Raw genomic sequence first — 25,742 nt, 5'->3', positions numbered from 1 at the left:
CCTTGATTAAGCTTTAACTGATGGGCGTACAATCACATCGCCACCGTTGGCACCCGGAATTGCACCCTTGATAACTAGGATACCTTTTTCAGCGTCAACTGAAATCACTTCTAAGCCTTGTACGGTTACACGTTTGTTACCCATTTGACCTGGCATTTTTTTGCCTTTAAAGACTTTACCTGGTGTTTGGTTTTGACCTGTAGAACCTAGTACACGGTGAGAAACTGAGTTACCATGCGTTGCGTCTTGGGTACGGAAGTTATGACGTTTTACGCCACCTTGGAAACCTTTACCTTTGCTTGTTCCAGTTACGTCAACGATTTGACCAACTTGGAATAAATCAGCAAGGATTTCATTACCTGCTTCACGACCTTCAAGTTCGCTGTCTTCTACACGAAATTCCCAAGTACCACGACCCGCAGCCACGCCAGCTTTGGCAAAATGACCTTTTTGGGCAGCAGTTACACGAGAATCACGACGAACACCTGTGGTTACTTGGATTGCTTGATAGCCATCTGTGTCTTGTGTTTTAATTTGAGAAATACGGTTGGCAGTAACTTCAACAACGGTAACAGGGATAGATACACCTGCTTCTGTGAAGATACGAGTCATGCCGCATTTTTTTCCGACTAAACCGATCGCCATGTTGTTAACCTCTTAATTTTTACTGTTATTCAAGATAGGTTTTACCCTATGGGGTTAGCCTAATGCGATTTGTACATCAACACCCGCCGCCAAGTCTAACTTCATCAGTGCATCCACTGTTTTGTCAGTTGGCTGAACGATGTCCACCATACGTTTAAATGTGCGAATTTCGTATTGGTCACGGGCATCTTTGTTCACGTGTGGTGAGGTTAAGATGTTAAAGCGTTCAATGCGAGTTGGTAGCGGTACTGGACCACGAACCTGAGCACCTGTACGTTTTGCAGTATCAACAATCTCTTGAGCTGATTGGTCAATCAGACGATGGTCAAAAGATTTTAGTCTGATACGGATTTTCTGGTTAGCCATGCCAGTAAGCTCCTAAAATATGGTTATAGATATGGGTTAATGTTATGCGTTGGGTGTTGATATGTTGTTATACAATAAAATCACTTACTTGCATCTTTTTAAAACAAAAAAAATTCCAGTCTCACTTGCTATATTAATCAATAGCGGTGAAACTGTGTTTTTGTGTTTTGTGTCGCAATCAATGGAGCGACTGTATAAGGGTTTTTATTGATAGTTTGATGTTTGGCACACAACTATCACCCTGCAATTTTTTAAGTACAGCTATTATACACATTTTTTGGATGAATGCAAGGGCTTTAATGGTTTTTTATATGTTTATTTCATTAATTAGATTTAAAATATGCTCTAAAAAATTAATCCAACAAAATATGATATTGTTCTTGATTAAAACGATTCTCAACTTCCAGCCCAATCGGTCGCCCAAGCAAATATTCAAGCTCGGCAATCGTATCCGCTTCACTACTTTGTAACAGCTCAATCACTGTTGCATTGGCAATCACAGTAAATTTTTTGGGCGTGTTATAGGTTCTGGCACACCGCATCAGCTCTCTGAAAATCTCAAGACACACGGTTTCGCTGGTTTTAACAAAACCTTTACCGCCACAAGTCGGACACGGCTCGCAAAGCTGTTGTTGCAGGCTTTCACGTGTGCGTTTGCGGGTCATCTCAATCAAACCAAGATTTGACACTTCGCTGATATTGGTTTTGGCATAGTCTTTTGACAGTTGTTCTTGTAAGCTTGCCAAAATTTTATCACGGTGTTCTTGGGCTTGCATATCAATAAAATCAAGAATGATAATACCGCCCAAATTCCGCAATCGCAACTGCCGAGCGATGGCATGGGTCGCTTCAAGGTTGGTTTTAAAAATGGTTTCTTCTTGTGAACGCCCATTAACAAACGAACCTGTATTGACATCAATGGTCGTCATCGCTTCGGTTTGGTCAATAATCAGATAACCGCCAGATTTTAAATCCACACGGCGATTTAACGCATTTTTTAGGTCGTCTTCCACCCTAAAAATATCAAATAATGTTTGCTCACTTTCGTGCAATTGCAAACGTGGATAAATTAACGGCACAAATTCTTTGGCAAATTGTCCGATTTGTTCAAAAATATTTTTATCATCAATCAACACTCGTTGGGTATTTTCACCAATAAAATCCCGAATCGCCCGCATTGGCAAAGATAATTCTTGATAAATCAGGACAGAACGGTGTTTTTTGTTAAAACTGGCACGCCTTGCCTGTACCATTTTCCACAGTTGCAATAGATAATAAATGTCGGATTCTAATTTGTGGCGTGGCACGTTTTCGGTGGCGGTTCTGGCTATCAGACCGCCTGTTAAATTGACTTGATAAGCGATTTCGCTCAAATCACGTTTGAGCCGTTCTCGCTCATCGCCGTCAATGCGTTGGGAAATGCCAATATTACTGCTAAACGGCAAATACACCAAATAACGAGATGGCAGAGAAATATCGGTGGTAAGCCTTGCCCCCTTTGTTCCAAGTGGGTCTTTGATGACTTGGACAAGGATTTTTTGTCCTTCATAAAGCTGATTTTCAATCAAATTTTTGTCGGTATGGTTTAAATGTTCTTGTACTTGGTTATTTTGTACGTTCACCTGCATATCGTTAATATGCAAAAATGCGGTGCGAGCCTGCCCAATATCCACAAACGCCGCCTGCATACCCGGCAACACACGCACCACCGTACCGATATAAATATTGCCCACTGTGCCAAGTTTGGTGTGGCGTTCAATATAAATTTCGCTCAAAACCCCATCTTCTAATAAGGCAACTCGGCTTTCGGTTGGGTTGATATTGATTAACAGCTCTTCGGTCATTTTTATTTTCTTTTAAAATTTTAAATAAACTATATGAATAAATTACTTAATTCTACCACAGAATGAATGACAACTGTCGGATTTTTGCCTGCCAACACGTCCGCTTTTTCACAGCCATAACTCACCGCAACGCTATCCATGCCGATATTATTTGCCATATTGATATCATGCACGCTATCACCAATCATCACTGCGTCTTCAAGGCTTTTGCCTGTTTCGGCTAAAATCTGTTCAAGCATCAGCGGATTGGGCTTACCTGCCGTTTCGTCAGCGGTTTTGGTAATGCTAAAAAAATGTTCAATGCCAGAATTTGGCAACACTCGCTCAAGCCCTTGACGTTTTTTACCTGTGGCAATCGCCAAAATTTTGCCTTGTTGGTGCAAAGTTGCAATCAATGTTTGCACACCGTCAAACAATTTGTCATCATCACAATGTTCTACATAAAAGCTTGCATAATCGTTTAAAATTTGTTCATGTTTTTGTGGTACATCGGGAAATAACAAGGCGATAGACTCAACAAGTGCAATGCCAATGATGGATTTGGTCGCTTCATCGGTTACGCTAACGCCGTTTTTTTCGGCAGAATATCGCATAGCTTTGACGATTAAACCGATAGAATCCATCAATGTGCCGTCCCAATCAAAAATAATTAAACTTTTGTTTTTTAACATGATTTTCTCAATTTATTATCATCACAATTTTTATTATCAACATTTTATCACCACAACAAAGCAAAAAAGCGTCCACCATGAACGCTTTTTAGTTTTTTTAACAATTTAATTTAAAATGGAATGTCATCATCAGGCGTTTCCGTTTTTGGCAAACTTGGCGTTGCCCCTGCGGTCGGTGCAGAATGTTGAGCCGTTGGGTTGTTTGCTTGAGCATTTAGCGGATTGTTTGGGCTGCTTTGCATAAAGCTATTGTTTTGATAGCCTTGATTGTCCGATGGGTTGCCAAAGCCTTGATTAAATTGGTTATTTGGCTGATTGTTATTTGAATAGCCGTTTTGGACATTTTGATTATTATTCGGATAACGGTTGTTATTGTTGTTATTGGCATTGTTTAAATAGTTGCTATTGTTGCCAAAATTTTGGTTGTTGTTAGCAAAACCGTTGTTTGGATAACCGCCAAAGCCACCATTATTTTGGTTAAAACCACCATTTTGGTTGTTTGGATTGCTGTCTAACATTTGTAAATTGTCGGCACGGATTTCGGTTGAATAGCGTTCAATGCCGTTTTGGTCGGTGTATTTGTTGGTGCGTAAGCTACCTTCTACATAAACCGAACTGCCTTTACGTAAGTACTGAGCGGCGATTTCGGCAAGTTTGCCAAAAAAGCTGATACGATGCCATTCGGTGGCTTCACGGCGTTCGCCTGTTTGTTTGTCTGTCCACTGTTCTGATGTGGCAACGGAAATATTGGTTACGCCACCGCCATTGGCAAATTGGCGAGTAACAGGGTCGTTGCCCAAACGTCCCACGATAATAACTTTATTGACACCACGCATAGGTTTTTCCTTTATTTTTCACATTGAAGTATTTTAACATTTTTGCACGAGTATTAAATTGTATTTTAATCTTAATCTGACAGCGATGTTATTGATTACGTTGAAGTTTTTTTGATTGTCGTTATTTACAAAGTTGGTTTCAAGGTTTGATTTCATATTTGCAAATTCACAATGAATAATATACTATTTTCGTTAAAATTTTGCTAGTGGTTTTGTTAAAAATTCACAGGCGAGCCGATTATTTGCGACAGTTGATGTCGTATTTCATCGGTAAGTTGATTTTTGTCCACTTTTAAATAAGCAATGCCTTCTTTTGGCATCATCACCACTTCGTCTATGCCGTCTATGTTTAACAGTTTGGCAGAAAAATCATCGCTGTTTTGTTTTGGCAAAGTGATGGTAAAACTGGTTAAATAAGGTGGTTGCACAATCGGTAAAATCAGCACCAACGACAGCAACATCACGCCTGCCAACACCCACCAAGACAAACTTGCCGACTGCGACAACAAAATACCGCCCAACGCCCCACCAAAAAACGCACCCAAAAACTGACTTGATGAGTTAATTCCCATCGCTGTGGCTTTGTTGGCAACGGGGGCTTGCTTAGAAATCCATGATGGAATGGTCGCTTCAAGGCTGTTAAAACCGATATAATAAATTGCCAAACCCAAAATCAAGCCAATACTCGTGCTACTGCCAACCGCCAAAACGCCCAATCCAGCAATCAGCATGGCAAGACTTGCCAAAAACACACTTCGCATTTTGCGTTTTTTTTCGGCAATGATAATCAAAGGCACGGCAATGACAAACCCCAACAACAACAAAGGCAAATGCACATAGCCTTGCTCAGCAACGCCCAAATTTAACACATGACTAAACTGCTGTGGCAGCAGGGTAAACATGGCTGTCATGCTCAAATGCAAACTAAAAATCGCCAAATGTAAACGGTTTAATTGGCTGTTTTTTAACACATCAAGCAATTGTTTGCCAATGGATTTTTCGCTGACATTGTGTTTGAGTTTGCGTTCTGGCGTTGGCACAATCAGCAACAAAAACATCGCCAACACGCCCAAAATAGATGTCAGCCAAAACAAGCCTGAAATGTCCAAAAACTTGGTCAAAATCGGTCCTAGCCCAAACGCCACCATAATAGACATCGCAATGGTTAGCCCCATCGTCGCCATAGCTTTGGTGCGGTTTTGCTCTCGTGTTACATCAGCAAGCAGTGCCATCGCTACCGCCGACACAGCCCCACTGCCTGCAATCAGCCGACCCAAAATCACCACGTGAATATCAGTCGCCAACGCACAAATCGCCCCTCCCAACGCAAACAAGGCAAGCCCTGCGATAATAATCGGCTTTCTAGGAAATTTGTCCGCCCAAATACTCATCGGAATCTGAAAAATCGCCTGTCCCAAGCCATACATACCAATGGCAAGCCCAGTCAAAAATGGCGTGGCGTGCTGATAATGTTGTCCATACACCGAAAAAACTGGCACAATCATAAAAAGCCCCAGCATACGAAACGCAAAAATCGCCCCAAGCCCTGCGATGGCTTTTTTTTCGGTGGTGTTCAGTTGTGAAAGTTGTTTTGACATTTTTAATTATTTTCATGATAAAAATGCCTATTATAGGCGAAATTTTGTATTTTATAAAATACAATTGTCAAAAAAACACGCTTTTAAAAAAAGCCAAATTCGGCTAATATAAAAAAACACACCAATTCATCAATATTGGTGTATTTTTAGTGCCACTATCAAAATTGTTAAATTTTACTTACAAAACTGCCAATTCTTGCTCTTTTAACGTTTGCAATACAAATGGTAGGTTTTCTACATTTTTGATAAATTTAGCAAGGTTCGTATGTTGGCTAAAATCAATCTGCATCGCAGTCGCCCAACGTAGCGTAACGTACAAATACATATCAGCAATGGTAAACTCACCATTTAAAAAATCTTTATTATTTAACTCGTCATTTGGTAATCTTAACAAATTGACAATATTTTCTTTCGCTTGTTGTTGCAAGGCTTTTACTAAATTTTCATCAGCATTTGGCAAAACGGCATTTGGATTAAATAACGCTTTAAATGATGGATGCAAATCGGAATTGACAAATGCTAACCATTGCAATGTTTTGGCGATATGTTGCTCATCGCCTTTACCAAAAATATGTGCTTTTGGGAATTTTGCATTAATATAGCTTAAAATCGCAAAGTTTTGCGACAACACAAACTCGCCATCACGCAATAATGGTGCTGAACCTTTTGGATTTAATGCTAGGTATTCTGCGGATTTTAGAGCTTCACGGCTCATTATAATGATGTCATAATCAATATTATCGCTCGCTTTTGCCATCGCTAAAGCGGTGTGCGGTACAAGTGGGCAAGCACCTTGTAGTACATGAAGTTTGATTTGGCTCATGTTTTTTCCTTTTTTTGTTAAAATTTTATTTGTAAAAATTTAAAAAACCGTTGTTAAGTTTTTCTTTATTTTACGCTTTTATTGATGAGAAGTGTTTTGTGATTTTGTAAATATGCAATTATTAACCTAATCCGCCTTTAAACATTTTGTATTTTCGGTTATCATGCACACAATTTTTTATCTATTTGTTTGATTAAACTTTGAGAACATTATGACCGCAAGCCCAACGCCAGCAACTCAACAAAATAACCAACTCACCGCCACCCCAAGCAAAAAAGGCAAACCCACCGCACGTACCAGAAAACGCCTAGCCGATGCCCCACCCCTACCGTTTGTCATCACCAATCTAGCCCACGATGGGCGTGGCGTTGCCGTGTATGGCACAGATGACAGCCATATCAGCGAAAAAAATGGCAAAAAAGTGTTTGCAAGTTTTGCCTTGCCAAATGAAACCGTGTCGGTAAAAATCACCAACAGCAAAAAAGGCTTTGAAGAAGGTGATACGCTTGAAGTATTGGCAAACGCCCACCCAGAACGCCAAACGCCACCGTGTCCGCATTTTGGCGTGTGTGGCGGTTGCAGTTTGCAACATTGGCAAGCAGACGGACAAATTACCTTTAAACAGTCGGTTTTGGCGGAATTGTTGCAACATCATGCAGGCGTGCAACCTGATAATTGGCTTGAACCGCTCGTTGCCGACCGTCTAGGCTACCGCACAAAGGCTCGTATGGGTGTGCGATATGTGGAAAAGAAAAACTCGGCATTGGTCGGTTTTCGTGAGCGTGCGAGTAATTTTTTGGCGGATTTGAGCAAATGTCATATTTTGGACAAACGTATCGGTCAAGAAATCACCGCTTTAAAACAGCTAATTACCGAACTTGACGCTCGCAACGATATTCCGCAATTAGAAGTTGCGATGGGAGAAACGCTAGATTTTGAACCTGATAGCCAAAAATCGGTTGCCGTTATCGTGCGTCATATGTCACCTTTGTCGGATAATGATTTGACAAAATTACAAGACTTTTTTGCCAAACGCAATTGGCAACTGCTGTTACAGCCAAAAGGTTCGGATACAGTTCACCGTATTGACGATAGCAACGGTCGTGCAACAAGCCTAACCACGCCACCGACAGGCGGATTATTTTATCATTTGCCAGAGTTTGACATTACGTTTGAATTTTCACCGCTTGATTTTACCCAAGTCAATTTATCGGTCAATCGCAAAATGATAAAATTGGCGTGTGATTTGCTTGATTTGCAAAAGGGTGAACAAGTGTTGGATTTGTTCTGCGGACTTGGCAACTTTAGTTTACCTTTGGCAAAAAAGGTCGGTGAAACAGGCTTTGTCATTGGTGTGGAAGGTAGCACCGAGATGACTGAACGTGCCAAAATGAACGCCACCGCTAACGGCTTGCACCATACTGAATTTTATGCACAGGATTTGACCCAAGATTTTTCGGACAAAGAGTGGGTACAAGGCGTGGATGCATTGCTGATTGACCCACCAAGAAGCGGTGCGTGGGAAGTGATGGCGTATTTACCAAAATTTAATGCAAAACGTATCGTCTATGTGTCATGCAATCCGATTACGCTCGCTCGTGATACCAAAGCCTTGATTGACTCAGGCTACCGCCTAACCCATGCTGGCGTGATGGATATGTTTAGCCATACAGGTCATGTGGAAAGTATCGCACGGTTTGAAAAAGTTGATGAAAACATTGGTGAAAAAGATTAACAAAATCACGACACAATTATTCAAAAAATTTGTTAAGCTAAAGATGCATTTTAAAAACTTTTTTAACCCAAAATAAGGATAAAATTATGAGCGTAATCTACAGCACAACCGCCACCGCAACAGGGGCAAGAGATGGTAAAGCCACCTTAAGCGACTCGGACACCACCTTTAACATCGTGCCACCTGCATCAAATAGACAAGGCAATAACCCAGAACAACTGTTTGCCATTGGCTATGCGGCGTGTTTTGACGGTGCGTTAGGTTTAGCAAAAAAACAAGCCAATGCCAGCTTTGATGATGAAGTACAAGTGTCAGTGGATTTGAATAAAGCAGGCGATACTGACTTTAACCTATCACTCAAAATCCATGTCGTCGCCAAAAACACCCAAATCAGCCAAGACGATTTAACCAAAATCGTTGAAAAAGCCCATGAAATCTGCCCTTATTCAAAGGCTGTTAAAGGTAATATTGACATTGCATTAAGCGCTGAAGTGGCTTAATGCCTTGGTTCTTGATATTTAATTTTTGATAAATGTGAAAAATCACTTGCAAATTATCAAAAAGTTGTTAAAATAGTCGCACTTTTAGGCGTATAGCTCAGTTGGTTAGAGCACCACCTTGACATGGTGGGGGTCGATGGTTCGAATCCGTTTACGCCTACCATATTTTAAAAACCCTAATTTTATAATTGGGGTTTTTTATTGCTTGTAAAATCAAGGGGATCAAAGGTTTTTGTAAGTTGAAAGCTTTGACCACTTTTATCATTTTGGGCTCAAAAAAACCGTTTAAAAATCTTATGTGCCCAAAATGTGCCTTGACTATTTTTTGAGCAAATTTTTGATGACACCCACTTTATTGTTATTTGTAGGACTTACGCAAAATTATGAGAAACGTTCGCTCTGAGCTTGTCGAAGGGTAACGTTTCCTATAGTTCGACAAGCTCACCATGAACGGAAAGGTTTTAAAATGCGTAAGTCCTAATTTTAAAAAAGGGGCTGTACTAGATTAGAGTTAAATTTTACACCATTTTCTCAATATTTTAAACTGCGGTATAAACTCTACCATTACGTTTTAAAAGACCAAATACAGCAGTCTTTCCACCTGCACCACGACCACGCTTACCTTTACGAATACTACCGAAATAGCTTTCATCAAGTTCTATTTCACCGTCAAAGGTTTCGTGAGCTTCAAGGCTAAGATTGTATTTTATCACAAGTCTTATTTTTATGGTAAAATAAGGCTGCTGAATTAGGGTGAATTTGCAGTAAATCAGTTGCTGCTCGATCAGTAACTTCTAGTACAAAAAATTCAAGTGGTTTTTTCTGTGCTTTTTTACTTAATTTACAATGTGTTAGCTTCATATTTTTAGTATAATATGATAGCTAATCTAGTACAGCCCCAAATTTTATCACGTTACAAGCATTATTTTTAACAACTTTATTTTTAACATCAAGGAAAAACCATGACCCAACTTTTTGAAACCATTCAAAACGAATTTGCCAAAAATGGCGTTATCAAAAGCAAATCTGCCGTTGCCTTTGAAGCAGGCAAGCCATTACAAATTGTGGAAATTGACGTTGCCCCACCCAAAAAAGGCGAAGTTTTGGTAAAAATCACCCACACAGGCGTGTGTCATACCGATGCCTTTACCCTAAGCGGTGACGACCCCGAAGGCGTATTCCCTGCGGTATTGGGGCATGAAGGAGCGGGCATTGTCATGGCGGTGGGTGAAGGCGTAACAAGCATTGCTGTTGGCGACCATGTCATTCCGCTTTACACGGCAGAATGTGGCGAATGTTTATTTTGTCAAAGTAACAAAACCAATCTGTGCGTAGCGGTGCGTGCCACCCAAGGCAAAGGCTTAATGCCAGACGGCACGACTCGTTTTAGCTATCAAGGTCAGCCGATTTATCATTATATGGGCTGTTCAACTTTTAGCGAATATACGGTGGTTGCTGAAGTGTCTTTGGCAAAAATTAATCCCAAAGCCAATCCAGAACAAGTCTGTTTGCTTGGTTGTGGCGTAACGACAGGCTTAGGTGCGGTCAAAAATACCGCCAAAGTGCAAGAAGGCGACAGCGTAGCGGTGTTTGGCTTGGGCGGTATTGGGCTTGCGGTAGTGCAAGGGGCGAAACTTGCCAAAGCGGGACGCATTATCGCCATTGACACCAATCCCGAAAAATTTGAATTGGCTCGTTCATTTGGAGCAACCGATTGTATCAATCCAAAGGATTACGACAAACCGATTCAACAAGTGATTGTCGAAATGACTGGCTGGGGCGTTGACCATAGCTTTGAATGTATCGGCAATGTCAATGTCATGCGTTCGGCTCTTGAATCGGCTCATCGTGGTTGGGGACAAAGCGTGATTATTGGTGTGGCGGGGACAGGGCAAGAAATTAGTACTCGCCCATTCCAATTAGTGACAGGTCGCCGTTGGCTTGGTACGGCGTTTGGTGGTGTGAAAGGTCGCAGTGAACTACCTAATATGGTTGAACAAGCCATGCACGGTGAAATTCAACTTGAGCCATTTGTCACCCACACCATGCCACTTGAAGACATTAACCAAGCGTTTGATTTGATGCACGAAGGCAAATCGATTCGTTCTGTCATTCATTTTTAATTTAAAAGGGAGAAAAAAATGCAACGTATCGAATCGCACCAAAGTTTTGCTGGTCGCCAAGAAGTATGGCAACATGACAGCACCACAACCCACATACCAATGAAATTTGGCATATATTTACCACCTAAAGCCATTGTAGGCGAAGCGTGTCCTGTATTGTATTGGCTATCGGGCTTGACGTGTAACGAGCAAAATTTTATCACCAAATCAGGATTTCAGCAGTTTGCCAGTCAGTACAATATCATTGTGGTGTCGCCTGATACCAGTCCACGTGGAGAAAATGTGGCAAATGACAGTGCTTATGATTTGGGACAAGGGGCAGGATTTTATGTCAATGCGACCCAAGAGCCTTGGGCAACGCATTTTCAAATGTATGACTATATTGTTGATGAATTACCCGATTTAATTGAGAAAAATTTCCCTACCAATGATAAACGTGGCATTTTTGGACATAGCATGGGCGGGCATGGGGCTTTATTGGTTGGGCTAAGAAATGTTGATAGATACACTAGCATTTCCGCCTTTTCGCCGATTGTTGCTCCTTCTCAAGTACCTTGGGGGCACAAAGCTTTTAGTGCATATTTAGGTGAAGATAAAAGACTTTGGGCAAATTATGATAGTCTGGAGTGGATGAAACAATCGGCTAAACGAAAGCATTTGCCAATTTTAATTGACCAAGGCAAGGCAGATGAATTTTTGATGGAACAGCTAAAACCTCAATTGTTTGAAAAATCTGCTAAATTAGTGAATTACCCCATCACTTTAAGACTACATGAAGGCTACGACCATAGTTATTATTTTATTGCAAGCTTTATCAAAGACCATTTTGAACATCATGCCAAGGCTTTGGAGAATTAAACAGATAGACAATAGTTCCAAATTCCACGGAAAAATACGGAAATTTAAGTTCAAGGATTAGCCTTTAAAGGGTTAATCATCTTAGGCGTACTACACACCACTATTGGGTCAAACTTAAAATTCCCAATTACTTTTCTTAAAATATTGTAAGCACCATTGACATCAGCATTGATAAGTGTGTTATTGCTTGATTCAAAAAGCCCACGTTTGATGCGTTTGCCTTGATAACTTGTGTGTTTTTGTAATGGTTCATTATCCAAAAAGCTACATTTACTTGTATAACTTTCTTCAGTAACAATCACATCAATGCCTTGTAATTTAGCTTTATACTGTACCATTTGTACCAATCTTGCAAAAGGCACGCTGACAAAACTTTGATTGTTTCTTTTACCAATATTTATCCCTTGTTTCCAATCTTTATTATGACCGATAACAATTGTTGTTATCTCATTGGCAACTGCGTGGTTGATAAGATAATGGCTTGCTTTATGCAAATAATCATTAATTTGATTGTTGCGTTTGGCTGATAACTGACTTAATTTTTTGTTTATAAAATGTTTTTGTGCGACCGCTTTATTTTTTAATTTGTCTTTGGTTGATGTTAATTTTGCTTTAATTTTATTAAAAAATTGATTGGTGGATTTAACGGTTTTGCCTGTTATAATAAAAGGTGTATCGTTCGTATTACTCACAACCGTTAAAAGATTATTTAAGCCTAAATCCACCGCTAAATAACGATTGTTGTTTTGTTTTAAACTAGGTTCATGGGTTTTATAAGTGATTTTGATGTCATAACCATTGGCAATTTTAACGACTTTGACTTCTTGTAAACTTTCAAAAGTAATCACATCGCTTAATTTACCCAAATCAAAAGACAAGGGCGTATCAAAATAGCTTGAAAGGGTTAATATGCCTTTATTTAAATCACGTTTTGATATAGCCTGTTTGGTAAAAATAATATTGGCTCGCCCTTTGGTTTTGTTTAAATATTTTGGTAATTTAGGACGACCTAAAAATTTACTTTTGTCTTTGTGGTAAGATTTAATAACCGCCCAAAAAGACCCAAAGTTTTGGTAAACTTGTTTGATGGCTTGCTGTGCAACTTTAGCAGGAATGGCTTTGTAATCTTGTTGTTTAGTTTTGGTTAATTGATTGATGAGATTGAAGGCGGTTGGTGTTTTGTTATTGGTGATAACTGCTTGTCTATTGTGATAGGTTGCCACATTGAATAAGTTTTTGCACAAAAACGCATAGTTATCAAGCATTTTGTAATGCTTGTGTGCCATCTTAATGCGGATTGTGTGGGTTAAGTACATGGTGGTTTATTTGTCCTGCAATTTCGGATATTTTGTATTTCATTCAATAACTGATGATTTGGTAATGATTATTTATCATGTCAAAATATGGAAATTTTTACAAGTATTTTCCGTGGTTTTCTGTTATTTAAATCAGGGCAAAATCAAACTTACCCAACAAAAGTTTTACCGAATACAACTTGCTCAAGAATATCATGATTCCAACCACAACGCTTAACAATAGACTTAACACTACCCTTGATACCTGAAGACTTAATTAAAGACACCGAAGCCCTTCTAAACAAAGCCATATTCTTAGTCGCTTGTTGCTCACGAATACGACAGCTATCTTCTTTAAAAGTCACATCAAGCACATAATGTAAACTATTTTCAATCGCCCAATGTCGTTTGATAACATAATTAAGCTGTTCTGAATTAATAGATAATGAGCTAATGTAATACGCAGTTTGGGTCGTCTGTTCACCTGTTTTTTTATCATGTCTGATTCTGACAATCTCAATGATACTGTTTAGATTTGTCCATTCTTTAGCATTCTCAATCCAGTCACTAATAGCCAATTGTGTACATTGTCTTGTTTCAATCAGTCCATGCCCTGCATCAATGTTTTCATGATAGCCTTGTTCAATTAAGTTTGGTTCATCTCGGCGTATTTTGTGAAAGTAGGCTTTGACTTCTGCTAGTAGTTTACTTTGAGTGGCTTTTAGCTGTAAAACGTAGTCTCCTTGTTTATCCGTAATGGCTTTGGTTATTTTTTTGTTGCAACTCATGGCATCTGCGGTAATGATTGTGCTTTTGAGTTCTAATATTTCAATTAGTTCAAGTACGCCTTGTATTTCATTTGTTTTGGTTTTTGAGTCTGTTAGTGTTAATGTGATTCCTTCTTCGGTGGCATAGGCACTGATTGAGTGGAGGGCGGTTAGTTTGTCATCACTGTTTTGGTAGCTTTGTTTTAAGGTTTTGCCATCAATGGCGATGATGGTTAGGTCTTGTTGTTCTCTGATACTGTTTATCCAGTTGATGTAGCTGTTTAGTAATGTTTCAGCTTCAATTAGGCTTATTACTCGTTTTATGGTTGAGGCGGATGGGATGCCCTTGTCGTAGCCCAAAAATTTTTTTAGCCATGTTTGTTTTTGTTTGCCAAATTCGCTAATTTCTTCCCAGCCTTCTGCTCCAGATAATATGCCACATAGTGTTAAAAATAGTATGTCTATTAGTCTGTGTTTGATGTTGATGTCTGTTCTTCGGTCTTCGATCTTCGATGATACTGAAATGTTCTATAAAGCTCATGGGTTCTCCTTTTTAGAAGTATTTTATGAGTTTTTTGTCTTTTTGACAATTTGTAAACTTTATTTTATTAAGTTTGATTTTGCCCTGTTATTTAAATGAAGTTAAATTATACTTGATGAAAATAGTGTCAGTTTTTAAAATTTCCATTTGGAGATTTTTTACTATCACTAAAATTTCTGTATGATGTTATTGTTTGTAAAATTTTGGCAAATCATTTCATTTTAGATTGTATTAAATTGTCTTATATAAGATTGCATAAATTGGCTAATGACTTCATTAATGCTTAAACGTTGGCTTTGACAAACTTTGGTAAAATCTTCTACCAAATGTTTATCGGTTTCAATCGTTAAGGCTTTTTCATCACCCTTTTTTGAATGTCATACTAACGATTGCCATAACGAATATACTCAAACTCCAATTTTGTTTCCACTAAATTTTCTCCACCCCACTCACTTTCTGAAACCCTTTCGGCAACAGCCCCCCACGTCGCCCACGATTACCCATAAAGTTTTTCACATCATCAACTTTGAGCGTAATCGTGCGTTTACCAGCCATAACCGCCAAATTATCACCATCTTTTAACGTGGTAATCGCCACCACCGTTTCATCATTTTTCAAATCAATCAGCTTATTGCCTTTACCTTTTTTCATCATTGGCAAGTCAGCAAGCGGATACACAAGCAAATACCCAGACGAATTCACCACCGCCACGAGCGTATCATTTTCAGCGATTTGGTGCGTTATTAATTCAGCTTTTTCGTCAAAATTAATGATATTTTTGCCTGCTTTTTGGTTGGTTTCCAATTCGCCAATTTGATTGACAAAACCATAACCTTGAGAACTTGCCAAAATAATTTTGCCGTCATCAGCCCCCATAATTGCTTTGACAAAACTTGCCCCACTTGGCGGTTTTAGCAGGCTTGTCAAAGGCTCACCCTGTCCACGAGCGGACGGCAAGCCATGCACATCAAGGCGGTAGCTACGCCCTGTGCTATCTAGCAAATAGACTTTTTCGTTGGATTTGCCCTGTGCGTGGGTGAGATAATTGTCGCCCGATCGGTAGCTCATAGTCGTTGGGTCTATGTCATGCCCTTTTGCCGATCGGATAAAGCCAGCTTGCGATACAACAACCGTTACCGCTTCGCTTGGGGTCAAGTCGCTTTCGGTAATGGCAACGGCTTGCTCACGTTCCACGATTGGCGATTGGCGTTTGTCGCCATGCTCTTTCATGTCGGCTGTCAATTCTTCAATCATCAGATTGGTTAATTGTTCAGGATTTTTTAAATAATTTTCAATTTTTTCTTTTTCTTGTTGCAATTCATCACGTTCGGCATTGAGCTCAATTTCTTCTAATTTTGCCAATTGACGCAAACGAATGTCCAAAATCGCATTGGCTTGAATGTCGGTCAAAGCGTAACGGCTCATCAGCTCGTGTTTTGGGTCGTCTTCTTCACGAATAATGCGAATGACTTCGTCAATGTGCAAATACGCCACAAGCAAACCTGCGATAATATGCAGTCTGTCGTTGATTTTATTTAAGCGAAAATTTAAACGGCGAATGACCGTATCTCGGCGAACCGATAGCCATTCGGTCAAAATGGTTTTTAGCGGTTTTACTTGCGGTTTGCCGTTTGTGCCTATCATGTTCAGATTAACACGAAAACTGGTTTCAAGGTCGGTGGTGGCAAATAAATGGCTCATCACCTTGTCAATGTCCACACGGTTAGAACGCAGTTCTAGCACAATACGGCAAGGGTTTTCGTGGTCGGATTCATCATGAATATCCACCACCCAAGGCAATTTTTTGTTAATGATAAGCTGGGCGATTTGTTCAATGACTTTTTTACCAGACGTTTGATAAGGCAAGGCATTGATAATAACTAGATTTTTTTCTTTTTCATCAACATAATAAGTCGCTCGCATTTTGTAACTACCACGCCCTGTGCTGTACATGGCGTACAAATCTTCGCTTGTAGAGATGATTTCGGCATTGGTTGGCAAGTCTGGAGCAGGAATGTATTTTAATAATTGCTTATCAGACATTTCAGGATTTTTTAACAAAGCGATACAGCCTTTTACCACTTCGTTGAGATTGTGCGGTGGGATGTCGGTCGCCATACCCACAGCAATGCCTGTCGTACCGTTTAACAAAATATTGGGCAAACGTGCAGGCAAGGTTACAGGCTCGCTTAATGTACCGTCAAAATTGTCTTGCCAATCCACCGTACCTTGTCCAAGTTCGGCTAATAAAGAATTGGCATAATTTGACAATTTGGCTTCGGTGTAACGCATGGCGGCGAACGATTTTGGGTCGTCTGGCGAACCAAAGTTGCCTTGACCGCTAATTAATGGATAACGGTAGCTAAATGGCTGGCTCATCAGCACCATCGCTTCGTAACAGGCACTGTCGCCATGCGGGTGGTATTTACCGATAACATCGCCGATAGTACGGGCGGATTTTTTTGGTTTGGCGGTGTTTTTTAAGCCCAATTCGCTCATGGCATAGACGATACGGCGTTGCACAGGCTTTAAGCCGTCCGCAACGTGGGGCAAGGCTCTGTCCATGATGACGTACATGGCGTAATTTAGGTAGGCATTTTCGGTAAATTCGGCAATAGAGCGAGTTTGTAAATCGTGGTTTTTTGAAATTTCTGTCATATTTTATACTTTTAAAAAAACAAAAGCACAAGAAATTCAATCACTTATGCTTTTGGTATGTATTACATTTATCATCATGTATCATTTGATACACAGAATTACTCTTCCACTTCTTCTGGCATTTCTTCGTGGCTGTCGTCATCATGATGAACAAGTAAATCGTCTAAGTTGCCCAATTTGGCTTCTCGTACTTTGGCTTCAAGCTCTTGGGCTATTTGTGGATTTTCCTCCAAAAAGGTAATCGCCTTAATACGACCTTGTCCGATTTTGCCATCATTGTAGCTGTACCACGCACCTGATTTTTTGACAAAGTTCAAATCTACTGCAAAATCAAGCACTTCACCCAAAAAGTTACTGCCTTGGCCGTATAAAATATCAAATTTGGTTTCTTTAAATGGTGGTGCAAGTTTGTTTTTGATGACTTTGACTTTGGTTTCGTTACCGATGATATTATCGCCATCTTTTACCGAACCAATTCGGCGAATGTCAATCCGCACCGACGCATAAAATTTTAACGCATTACCGCCTGTGGTGGTCTCTGGACTACCAAAAGTTACGCCAATTTTCATACGCAACTGGTTAATAAACACCACCATGCAGTTTGAGCGTTTGGCGTTACCTGTGATTTTACGCAAGGCTTGGCTCATCAGACGAGCGTGTAGACCCATGTGGCTGTCGCCCATTTCGCCTTCAATTTCGGCTTTTGGGGTCAGTGCCGCCACCGAGTCCACCACAATCATGTCCACCGCACCCGAACGCACCAGCATATCAGCGATTTCAAGGGCTTGTTCACCGTTATCTGGCTGTGTTACCAAAAGATTGTCTACATCTACGCCCAATTTTTTGGCATATACAGGGTCAAGGGCGTGTTCTGCGTCAATGAACGCACACGTACCGCCTTGTTTTTGGCATTGGGCGATGGTCTGTAGCGTTAAGGTAGTTTTACCAGAGCTTTCAGGTCCATAAATCTCTACGATACGCCCTTTTGGTAAACCACCAATCCCCAATGCAATGTCTATCCCTAGCGAGCCTGTTGGTATCACGTCTACCAATTGGCGAGCGGATTCATCACCAAGACGCATGATGGTGTTTTTGCCATAGGCTTTTTCAATTTGGGCTAGTGCTGCGGTGAGGGCTTTTTCTTTATCTTCATTCATAATGAATTTCCTTTACAATTATAATCAATTAAATTAAAAATCATACTTTGCATTTTTGGGCGTATGCAATACTCCCCTACAAATTGTCCGATTTTTGATATTAATTAAAAATTTGAATTATTGAATTGTTTAACTTGATGTGCCTATGATAGCAAATTTTGACAGAAAAAAAAGGGGGAAATCGTAACAATACGACAGATGATGACGTATTGTTCTTGAATTTTTAATTGCTTTGCATTTTTATTGCTTTGCCTTGAGTTTGGATTTGTTTGCCTTGCAAAACCGATTGGCTAATGGCGATGTGTTGATTTTGGCTAAAGCCTGTGATGACAAGTTTTGGCTTGTTTTTTGACAAAATCATCAAATGATTTTGATGAATTTGAATGACATCATCCGCTTGAATTTGATACACTTTTTTGCCAGTCAAACCCTGATGCTCAATGCGATAAGCGGACAACAACACCTGTCCGCCTGTAATCACTGGGATTTCGCTTTTTTGTTTGACATATCGCCAAATATACGACATTACCGCAATCACCGCCAACGCTCCAATGCTCGCTCGCACCGATAAAAAACCCCACGCCAATGCCACGCCGACCATAAACAGCAAAATCGCCGTTGCCATGATAAGCAGTAATAGTGGATTGGCAGAAGCATTGGCTTCTAGGACGATTTTTACGCCATTTTCGGTAACGGTGAGCATATTACCAACCCAAAACTGTTTGTTGTGCCGAAATCAACTGCTTAATGCCTTGCTCAGCAACGGCTAACATTTCGTCCGCTTGGGCTCTGGTAAACGGTTTTTCTTCGGCTGTGCCTTGAATTTCAATAAATTCGCCTTTTTGGGTCATCACCACATTCAAATCGGTATCACAGCTAGAATCTTCTTCATAATTTAAATCTAGCAACACTTCGCCATTTTTGATGCCAACCGACACAGCAGACACCAAACCGACCAATGGGTCAGCTTTAAGTTTTTTGTTGGCTTGCAGTTTTTCTAAGGCATCAACCAACGCCACCGCCGCCCCTGTAATGCTTGCGGTGCGAGTACCGCCATCGGCTTGAATGACATCGCAGTCAATGTGAATGGTGTTTTCACCCAATTTTTCCAAATCCACCATCGCACGCAGACTACGACCGATAAGACGCTGAATTTCTTGGGTGCGTCCAGATTGTTTGCCTTTGGCGGCTTCACGTTGGGTGCGTTCGTGCGTGGCTCGTGGCAACATACCGTATTCGGCGGTAATCCAGCCTTTGCCTGTGCCTTTGAGCCATCGTGGGACTTGAGTTTCTACACTTGCGGTGCAAAGAACTTTGGTGTCGCCATAGCAGACGAGTACTGAGCCTTCGGCGTGTTTAGTGTAGTTGCGTTGAAAGCTGATGGGGCGTAATTGGTGATTTTCACGGTTGTCGTTACGCATGATTTTCCTCAAAGATTTTAAAAATATAAAAAATAAACCTCGCCTATACTACCTTGCTAAATTGTTTTTGACAAGTAAAAAACGTAAACGAAAAAGTTAAAATAACCTCAATTCGATATAAAAAATCATTTAACTTATTGAAAAAATATAAACAAATAAGAAACCTACAATAAAGAATACCCCAACAGGACATTTTTTAATGTAGGCTTCTTTGTTTGATGACAATAAGCAATCAACCCTGCCAACAAATTACTCATAAACCCAACATAACTACGATGCCTTGAATGCTCAATTTGACACATATTCTTTAACTCATCAAACACAGTTTCAATCAAAAAACGGCGTTTAAGCAATCGTCTATTTAACCATGAAATATCTTTAGATTTCATATTCTTTTTAACATTCGTGATTAACTCAATATCTAAATGCTCATCAAGCCAATCTGTCAATGATTTATCAATATAACCTTTATCAGCAAAGAGTTTACCAAAAACATGAGATTCACAAAGTCTTTTCACAGGTTGCCTATCATCAACATTGCCTTTGGTTACGGTTAGATTGACCAATTCACCTTTATCATTGATAATGACGTGTAGTTTAAAGCCAAAAAACCACCCCATACTGCTTTTACCTCGCTGTGCTGTTTCTGCAAATACTTTGTTGCGGTTGATACGGTGATTATCACATACGGCTAAACTGGTTGAGTCAATGTAGTTTATGCCTGTGCAGTTGTTTTGCATGAGAGATTGTAGGTAGTCACACATGGGAACTATTGCTTTTTCCATGAGTTCTACCATTCTTGTGTAGCTTGGTAGGTTTGGAAAGGCAGGTTTTAGCCATTGGGTGAGGTAGTTGTAGTAGAAGGCTTTAAATTCTCTGTATTTTATTTGGTGAAATACTACCAATATGGTGATGATTTCTGATAAACTAATACGGCATGGTTTGTTTCGTGTTTTTTTACTGCTTTTGCTCTTTTGGGTTAGCATTTTCTTCTGTTGTTCGTTTGTGTATGTTTTGCAATAGTCGTCTATGTGGCAGTATAGTGCTTCGAGGTTGTCCATGTAAGAAGTCCTTGTTAGGGTTGTTTGTGGTGAATTTACTTTAACATATTGGGCTTCTTTTTTTTAGTTTTTTCTTATGTCGAATTCAGGTTAAAATAACTAGAAGTTACGCATTGCACTGTGGTAGCGTGGGTTATGCTAAGCCTTCTCGCTTTCGCAATTCGGTTCTTAGCACTTTGCCAACAGCCGATTTTGGCAAATCTTCCAAAAATGCGACATGACGTGGGCGTTTATAACCTGTCAAATTTTGTTTGCCAAAATCCAACAAATCCTGCTCGGTCAAGTGTGGATTGCGACTTACCACAAAAATTTTTGGCTCTTCGCCACGCTCTACACTTGGCACGCCAATCGCCACGCATTCTAGCACATCAGGGTGTTCACACATCACCGTTTCTATCTCGTTGGGATATACGCTAAATCCTGACACCAAAATCATGTCTTTTTTGCGGTCCACCACTTTGATAAAGCCATAATTGTCCATAATGCCAATGTCGCCTGTGGTAAGATAACCATCATGGGTAAAAACTTGTTTGGTTTCTTCGGGCAAATTTTGGTAGCCTATCATCACTTGTGGGCCTTTAACAACGATTTCGCCACGTTCGCCAATCGCTACTTTTTGCTGATTTTCATCAACGATTTTGACATCGGTCAAAGGCGTGGGAATGCCGATTTTATTGGTAAAATGGGCAATCGTCAAAGGATTAAACGTAACAATTGGAGCGGTTTCGGACAGCCCATAACCCTCCACAATCGGCGTGCCAGTCACATATTGCCAAGTGTGAGCGGTCTTTGGCAAAATCGCCATACCACCGCCAATACTTGCCTTTAATGCCGAAAAATCCAAACTGCGAAAACTGCGTTGTTTTAACAAACCGTGAAACAAGGTATTCACCCCCAAAATAAAACTTGGTGGGTGATGTTTAATGGCGGTAATGATATTTTGAATATGGCTCGGATTGGCAACCAACAATCCGCAAAAACCACGATAAATCAATAACATACAACAAATACTAAACGCAAAGACATGATACAAAGGCAAGGCGGTCAGCAAAATATCATTATCCAAGTCATCATCATACGCCGACATCAGCAGATTATCAATTTGCAAAATATTGGCGATGATATTGCCATGACTGAGCATTGCCCCTTTTGCTGTTCCTGTTGTGCCACCTGTGTATTGTACCAGCACCACATCATCAAGGGTACAAGATGGTTTTTGATAAATAAAAGTTTGGCTTAATTTTTGTAATTGGCTAAAATCCACTCGCTGAATTTGGCGTTTGCCAAACCATGCGATTTTTTGTTGCAACTGCACGCCAAAGCCAATATTCACCGCCGAAATCACTTGCCTATAAATGTGTGATTGAAAATCAGTATCACGGCAAATAATCACTTGTTGCAAACTTGGTAAATTATCCAATTCTTTGGCAATATTATTTTGCAATTTATCCAATAAAAACAAAAATTTAATACTGCTGTCAGCAAGTTGATGTACCAGTTCACGATGGGTATAAGTCGGATTGATATTCACCAACGTCAAGCCTGCTCGTATGATACCGCAAGCAATCACAGGATAATGCAGTAAATTTGGCAACATGACCCCCACTCGCTCGCCTATCGTCAAGCCTTGTGATTGTAGATAAGTCGCTACGATTTTGCTTTGCAAATCCAGTTGTTTGTAGGTTAAAGTTTGGTTATCGCTAATGTAGGCGGTGCGTTTGTGAAATTGTTGAAAACTGTTTTCCAACAAATCCACCAATGAATAATCATAAGGTGGCAAATTGATAAACGGCGGAATTTTGTAACGTTCATAAGTTACCCACCAAGGCGGTGGATTGGCAGATTGTGTGTCGGCAAAATGTTGCCAAAAGTGATACCAGTCGGTTTGATTGTCCATCATATTTGATATTTTTTGATACAATGAAAAATAGGGATAAAAGTTATCCCTATTGTGTTGCTTGTGAAAATGATTAGCTTTGTTCTTCTAATTTGCGAATTTCTTTACGCAAGATTTTGCCGACATTGGATTTTGGCAATTCATCCACAAATTTGACATATTTTGGACGTTTATACCCTGTCAAAACGGTTTTGGCATAATCTAACAATTCTTTTTCGCTTAAGCTGACATCTTTACGCACGACATAGGCTTTTGGCACTTCGCCACTTTTATCATGTGGTACGCCAATCACACCACATTCTAGCACTTTGGGGTGGCTTGCCAAAGCTTCTTCAACTTCGTTTGGATACACGTTAAAACCTGATACCAAAATCATGTCTTTTTTGCGGTCCACGATTCTAAAATAGCCTTGCTCGTCCATGATACCGATATCGCCTGTCTTAAAATAACCATCTGCGGTCATGGTCTCGGCTGTCGCTTCTGGGCGTTTCCAATAGCCTTTCATGACTTGCGGGCCTTTGATGGCGATTTCACCACGTTCGCCCATCGCCACTTCTCGTCCGTTATCGTCAATCAGTTTGACATCGGTTTGTGGGAATGGCACGCCGATTTTTCCGCTAAAAGTTTCTTGGTTTAACGGATTTAAAGTAGCAACAGGCGACGTTTCTGACAAGCCATAACCTTCAAAAATCACCGTACCTGTGATACGTTTCCACTCTTCGGCAGTTGATGGCAACACCGACATACCACCGCCAAGGGATACCTTTAAATTACTATGGTCTAACGCTCTAAACCCTGCATGATGTGCCAAACCGTTAAACAAGGTATTCACCGCAGGGAAGAATATCGGTTTATATTTGTCCAATTCTTTGACAAAACCGTCCAAATCTCGTGGATTTGGGATTAACACGCCGATAAGTCCTAAGTGCATACCCAACAACGCACAAGCGGTAAGCGAAAAAATATGATAAAGCGGTAACGCAATCACGCTGTATTCGCCTTGGATTTCATCATCAGAAAATACTTGATGGGCAAATTCTAAACACTGATACAAATTCACCACAAGGTTGGTATGTGTTAGCATCGCACCTTTGGCAACGCCTGTCGTACCACCTGTGTATTGTAGCACGGCGATGTCTTCGCCTTTGATATCGGTTGGGCGTTTGTACTGACTGGCAGATACGCTGTTAATCGCATCTTTAAAAGTGGTATAATCATCAATGTGCCACGCAGGTACCATTTTTTTGATATGACGCACCGCAAAATTGACAATAAAGCCTTTTAACGGACTCATCAACTCGCCCATAGAGCAGACTACCACGTGTTCCACCAAATTTTTGCCGATATCTTGATAAGTTTTGGCAAAATTTTCCAAAATCACCAACACTTTGGCATCAGCGTCATCAAGCTGATGTTCCAGCTCTGACGCAGTATAAAGTGGATTGACATTAATCAAGGTCAAACCTGCACGTACCACGCCAATCATACACACAGGGTACTGCAAAATATTTGGCATCATGACCGCCACGCCATCGCCTTTTTTAAGTCCTAAACTTTGTAAATAACTGGCAAATTGACGACTTTTGATATCCAATTCACGATAAGTCAGCCTTGCCCCCATACAGACAAAAGCGTCATTGTCGCCAAATTTGTTAAAACTGCGTTCAAAGATATCAATCAAAGTGGTATTGTTATCAGGAATTGGCAAGTTATAATTGAGATTGTACTTTTCATAGGTTGCCAACCAAGGCTTTTGGTGTTCGGTTGCAAGTTTTACGGTGTCGGTCATAAAAAATTTTCCTTAATTTATCCATTGATTTTACACACAAAAATTTTAAATAAAGTGCAACACTACATTACTAAAAATTTTAGCAACTCACAAGCAATTTTTTAAAAAATCCGACTGGTGTGTCAGTTTTTTAATTTTTTGGTAATTATAGTTGAAAAAAATTCATTTTTTTGGCAAATTTTGTTAAAATTGTTCATATTATACAAGATTTTATCAAAATCAAATAAAAATCAAAAAAATTGATGGAGAAAATTTGTCATGATAGAACTTCGTCATTTACAAATGTTGGTCGCTCTGCGGTCGCAAGGCTCATTGGCAGGTGCGTCCGAAGAATTGCACGTTACCGCTTCTGCCATTTCGCACCAATTAAAAGACATTGAGAGTTTTTATGATGTGGAATTGGTAAATCGGCGTTCTCGTCCGCTCAGTTTTACCCCAGCAGGCAAAGAGATGTTGCGACTTGCTGACACGATTTTGCCTTTGGTGGCTCGCACCACCACCAATATCAAGCGTCTAGCACATGGACAAACAGGGCAACTGCGTCTTGCCAGTGAGTGTCATAGCTGTTTTGATTGGCTTATGCCGATTTTAAATTTGTATCGCAAACAATGGAGCGATGTGGATTTGGATTTTTCGTCAGGATTTGAGCCAGAACCGCACAAAATGCTGATGGATAACGAAATTGATGTGTTGATTACAGCGAGCAAATTGCCGATTGATGGCATTGTGTATTTGCCTTTGTTTCAATATGAAAGCCGACTGGTACTGTCGCCTACGCATTTACTTGCCGAAAAAAGTAAAATTTTGCCGATAGATTTAATCAATCAAACCTTAATCACCTATCCTGTGGAGCAAAAACGCCTTGACATTATGGCACATTTTTTGTCGCCTGCCGATGTCATGCCTGCCAAAATCCGCACCACCGAGATGACCGCCATGCTGATTCAACTGGTAGCAAGCGAACGTGGCGTAGCGTCATTGCCTGATTGGGTGGTGGCAGAATATGAGAAAAAAGGCTGGGTGGTGAGCCGTCCGCTGGGCGATGGCGTGTATTGTCAATTATACGCAGGCACACGAGCGGACAGTAGCGAGCTTGCTTATATACAAGGGTTTTTGGCATTGTTAAAAACGGTGGTAAAACCGAGTTAAAGCCATTT

Annotated in this window: 20 protein-coding genes, 1 tRNA gene and 2 pseudogenes; 6 read left to right on the top strand and 17 right to left on the bottom strand. The window is 40.3% G+C overall.

Features of this window, described 5'->3' with window-relative positions:
- Nucleotides 1-6: 6 nt before the first annotated feature.
- From rplC to ACGTJS_RS05625, 7 genes are all read right to left on the bottom strand, one after another.
- On the bottom strand, nucleotides 7-645 hold the full coding sequence (gene rplC / locus ACGTJS_RS05655; RefSeq protein ID WP_410473079.1) for a 50S ribosomal protein L3: 639 nt from the start codon (nucleotides 643-645) through the stop codon (nucleotides 7-9).
- A 54-nt stretch (nucleotides 646-699) separates the two neighbouring features.
- Nucleotides 700-1,011, bottom strand: coding sequence for a 30S ribosomal protein S10 (gene rpsJ / locus ACGTJS_RS05650; RefSeq protein ID WP_007115544.1), 312 nt, complete (start codon nucleotides 1,009-1,011; stop codon nucleotides 700-702).
- Nucleotides 1,012-1,364: 353 nt separating this feature from the next.
- Nucleotides 1,365-2,855, bottom strand: coding sequence for a ribonuclease G (gene rng, locus ACGTJS_RS05645; RefSeq protein ID WP_410473078.1), 1,491 nt, complete (start codon nucleotides 2,853-2,855; stop codon nucleotides 1,365-1,367).
- Nucleotides 2,856-2,884: 29 nt separating this feature from the next.
- Nucleotides 2,885-3,526, bottom strand: coding sequence for an HAD-IIIA family hydrolase (locus tag ACGTJS_RS05640; protein ID WP_315043302.1), 642 nt, complete (start codon nucleotides 3,524-3,526; stop codon nucleotides 2,885-2,887).
- A gap of 110 nt (nucleotides 3,527-3,636) precedes the next feature.
- A complete protein-coding gene (gene ssb, locus ACGTJS_RS05635; RefSeq protein ID WP_315043303.1) occupies nucleotides 3,637-4,362 on the bottom strand; it encodes a single-stranded DNA-binding protein in 726 nt (241 codons plus the stop codon).
- A gap of 215 nt (nucleotides 4,363-4,577) precedes the next feature.
- Nucleotides 4,578-5,939, bottom strand: coding sequence for an MFS transporter (locus ACGTJS_RS05630; protein WP_410473234.1), 1,362 nt, complete (start codon nucleotides 5,937-5,939; stop codon nucleotides 4,578-4,580).
- A gap of 199 nt (nucleotides 5,940-6,138) precedes the next feature.
- Nucleotides 6,139-6,783 (bottom strand): glutathione S-transferase family protein, encoded by a 645-nt coding sequence (locus ACGTJS_RS05625; protein WP_315043304.1) that lies wholly within the window; start codon nucleotides 6,781-6,783, stop codon nucleotides 6,139-6,141.
- A gap of 211 nt (nucleotides 6,784-6,994) precedes the next feature.
- Here ACGTJS_RS05625 and rlmD point away from each other — a divergent pair, with 211 nt between their 5' ends.
- The 3 genes from rlmD to ACGTJS_RS05610 all read left to right on the top strand — a co-directional run bounded on the left by rlmD (nucleotide 6,995) and on the right by ACGTJS_RS05610 (nucleotide 9,181).
- Nucleotides 6,995-8,518: a 23S rRNA (uracil(1939)-C(5))-methyltransferase RlmD gene (gene rlmD, locus ACGTJS_RS05620; protein ID WP_410473077.1), complete on the top strand. Its 1,524-nt coding sequence runs from the start codon at nucleotides 6,995-6,997 to the stop codon at nucleotides 8,516-8,518.
- 86 nt (nucleotides 8,519-8,604) lie between these two features.
- On the top strand, nucleotides 8,605-9,018 hold the full coding sequence (locus tag ACGTJS_RS05615) for an Ohr family peroxiredoxin (RefSeq protein WP_315043306.1): 414 nt from the start codon (nucleotides 8,605-8,607) through the stop codon (nucleotides 9,016-9,018).
- An 86-nt stretch (nucleotides 9,019-9,104) separates the two neighbouring features.
- Nucleotides 9,105-9,181: transfer RNA gene (locus tag ACGTJS_RS05610), tRNA-Val, on the top strand.
- A 382-nt stretch (nucleotides 9,182-9,563) separates the two neighbouring features.
- Here the strand turns inward: ACGTJS_RS05610 and ACGTJS_RS05605 are convergent.
- Nucleotides 9,564-9,879 (bottom strand): annotated as a pseudogene (locus ACGTJS_RS05605) (IS1595 family transposase); the annotation flags it as partial.
- 152 nt (nucleotides 9,880-10,031) lie between these two features.
- Between ACGTJS_RS05605 and ACGTJS_RS05600 the strand changes: the two are divergent.
- Together ACGTJS_RS05600 and fghA are read left to right on the top strand one after the other, a co-directional pair.
- Complete coding sequence (locus tag ACGTJS_RS05600; protein WP_410473233.1) at nucleotides 10,032-11,141, top strand: S-(hydroxymethyl)glutathione dehydrogenase/class III alcohol dehydrogenase; 1,110 nt, start codon at nucleotides 10,032-10,034, stop codon at nucleotides 11,139-11,141.
- An 18-nt stretch (nucleotides 11,142-11,159) separates the two neighbouring features.
- Nucleotides 11,160-11,999 carry an S-formylglutathione hydrolase gene (gene fghA / locus ACGTJS_RS05595; RefSeq protein ID WP_410473076.1) on the top strand — a complete coding sequence of 280 codons (840 nt, stop codon included), beginning with the start codon at nucleotides 11,160-11,162 and terminating at the stop codon, nucleotides 11,997-11,999.
- A gap of 50 nt (nucleotides 12,000-12,049) precedes the next feature.
- On the opposite strand, the gene ACGTJS_RS05590 is transcribed toward fghA, so the two are convergent.
- The 9 genes and pseudogenes from ACGTJS_RS05590 to ACGTJS_RS05550 all read right to left on the bottom strand — a co-directional run bounded on the left by ACGTJS_RS05590 (nucleotide 12,050) and on the right by ACGTJS_RS05550 (nucleotide 24,585).
- Complete coding sequence (locus ACGTJS_RS05590) at nucleotides 12,050-13,315, bottom strand: RNA-guided endonuclease InsQ/TnpB family protein (protein WP_410473075.1); 1,266 nt, start codon at nucleotides 13,313-13,315, stop codon at nucleotides 12,050-12,052.
- Nucleotides 13,316-13,464: 149 nt separating this feature from the next.
- Nucleotides 13,465-14,602: pseudogene (locus ACGTJS_RS05585) on the bottom strand (ISAs1 family transposase).
- Between the two features lie 429 nt (nucleotides 14,603-15,031).
- The gene (gene parC / locus ACGTJS_RS05580) at nucleotides 15,032-17,260 is read right to left on the bottom strand and encodes a DNA topoisomerase IV subunit A (RefSeq protein WP_410473074.1); all 2,229 of its coding nucleotides are present in this window, start codon (nucleotides 17,258-17,260) and stop codon (nucleotides 15,032-15,034) included.
- Nucleotides 17,261-17,358: 98 nt separating this feature from the next.
- Nucleotides 17,359-18,417 (bottom strand): recombinase RecA, encoded by a 1,059-nt coding sequence (recA, locus tag ACGTJS_RS05575; protein ID WP_410473073.1) that lies wholly within the window; start codon nucleotides 18,415-18,417, stop codon nucleotides 17,359-17,361.
- A gap of 223 nt (nucleotides 18,418-18,640) precedes the next feature.
- Nucleotides 18,641-19,120: a hypothetical protein gene (locus ACGTJS_RS05570; protein WP_410473072.1), complete on the bottom strand. Its 480-nt coding sequence runs from the start codon at nucleotides 19,118-19,120 to the stop codon at nucleotides 18,641-18,643.
- 1 nt (nucleotide 19,121) lies between these two features.
- A complete protein-coding gene (gene rph / locus ACGTJS_RS05565; RefSeq protein WP_410473071.1) occupies nucleotides 19,122-19,838 on the bottom strand; it encodes a ribonuclease PH in 717 nt (238 codons plus the stop codon).
- Between the two features lie 164 nt (nucleotides 19,839-20,002).
- On the bottom strand, nucleotides 20,003-20,899 hold the full coding sequence (locus tag ACGTJS_RS05560) for an IS982 family transposase (protein WP_410471537.1): 897 nt from the start codon (nucleotides 20,897-20,899) through the stop codon (nucleotides 20,003-20,005).
- 133 nt (nucleotides 20,900-21,032) lie between these two features.
- Nucleotides 21,033-22,799: an AMP-binding protein gene (locus ACGTJS_RS05555; RefSeq protein ID WP_410473070.1), complete on the bottom strand. Its 1,767-nt coding sequence runs from the start codon at nucleotides 22,797-22,799 to the stop codon at nucleotides 21,033-21,035.
- A gap of 70 nt (nucleotides 22,800-22,869) precedes the next feature.
- Entirely contained in the window at nucleotides 22,870-24,585 is a 1,716-nt protein-coding gene (locus ACGTJS_RS05550) for an AMP-binding protein (protein WP_315042907.1), read from the bottom strand.
- Nucleotides 24,586-24,843: 258 nt separating this feature from the next.
- Here ACGTJS_RS05550 and ACGTJS_RS05545 point away from each other — a divergent pair, with 258 nt between their 5' ends.
- Nucleotides 24,844-25,734 (top strand): LysR family transcriptional regulator, encoded by an 891-nt coding sequence (locus ACGTJS_RS05545; protein ID WP_315042906.1) that lies wholly within the window; start codon nucleotides 24,844-24,846, stop codon nucleotides 25,732-25,734.
- Nucleotides 25,735-25,742 lie beyond the last annotated feature (8 nt).

The organism is Faucicola mancuniensis, assembly GCF_046523945.1.
GTDB classification, from domain to species: domain Bacteria; phylum Pseudomonadota; class Gammaproteobacteria; order Pseudomonadales; family Moraxellaceae; genus Faucicola; species Faucicola mancuniensis.
The sequence above is the reverse complement of the archived record's forward strand: the minus strand, read 5'-3'. Positions and strand labels throughout refer to the sequence as shown.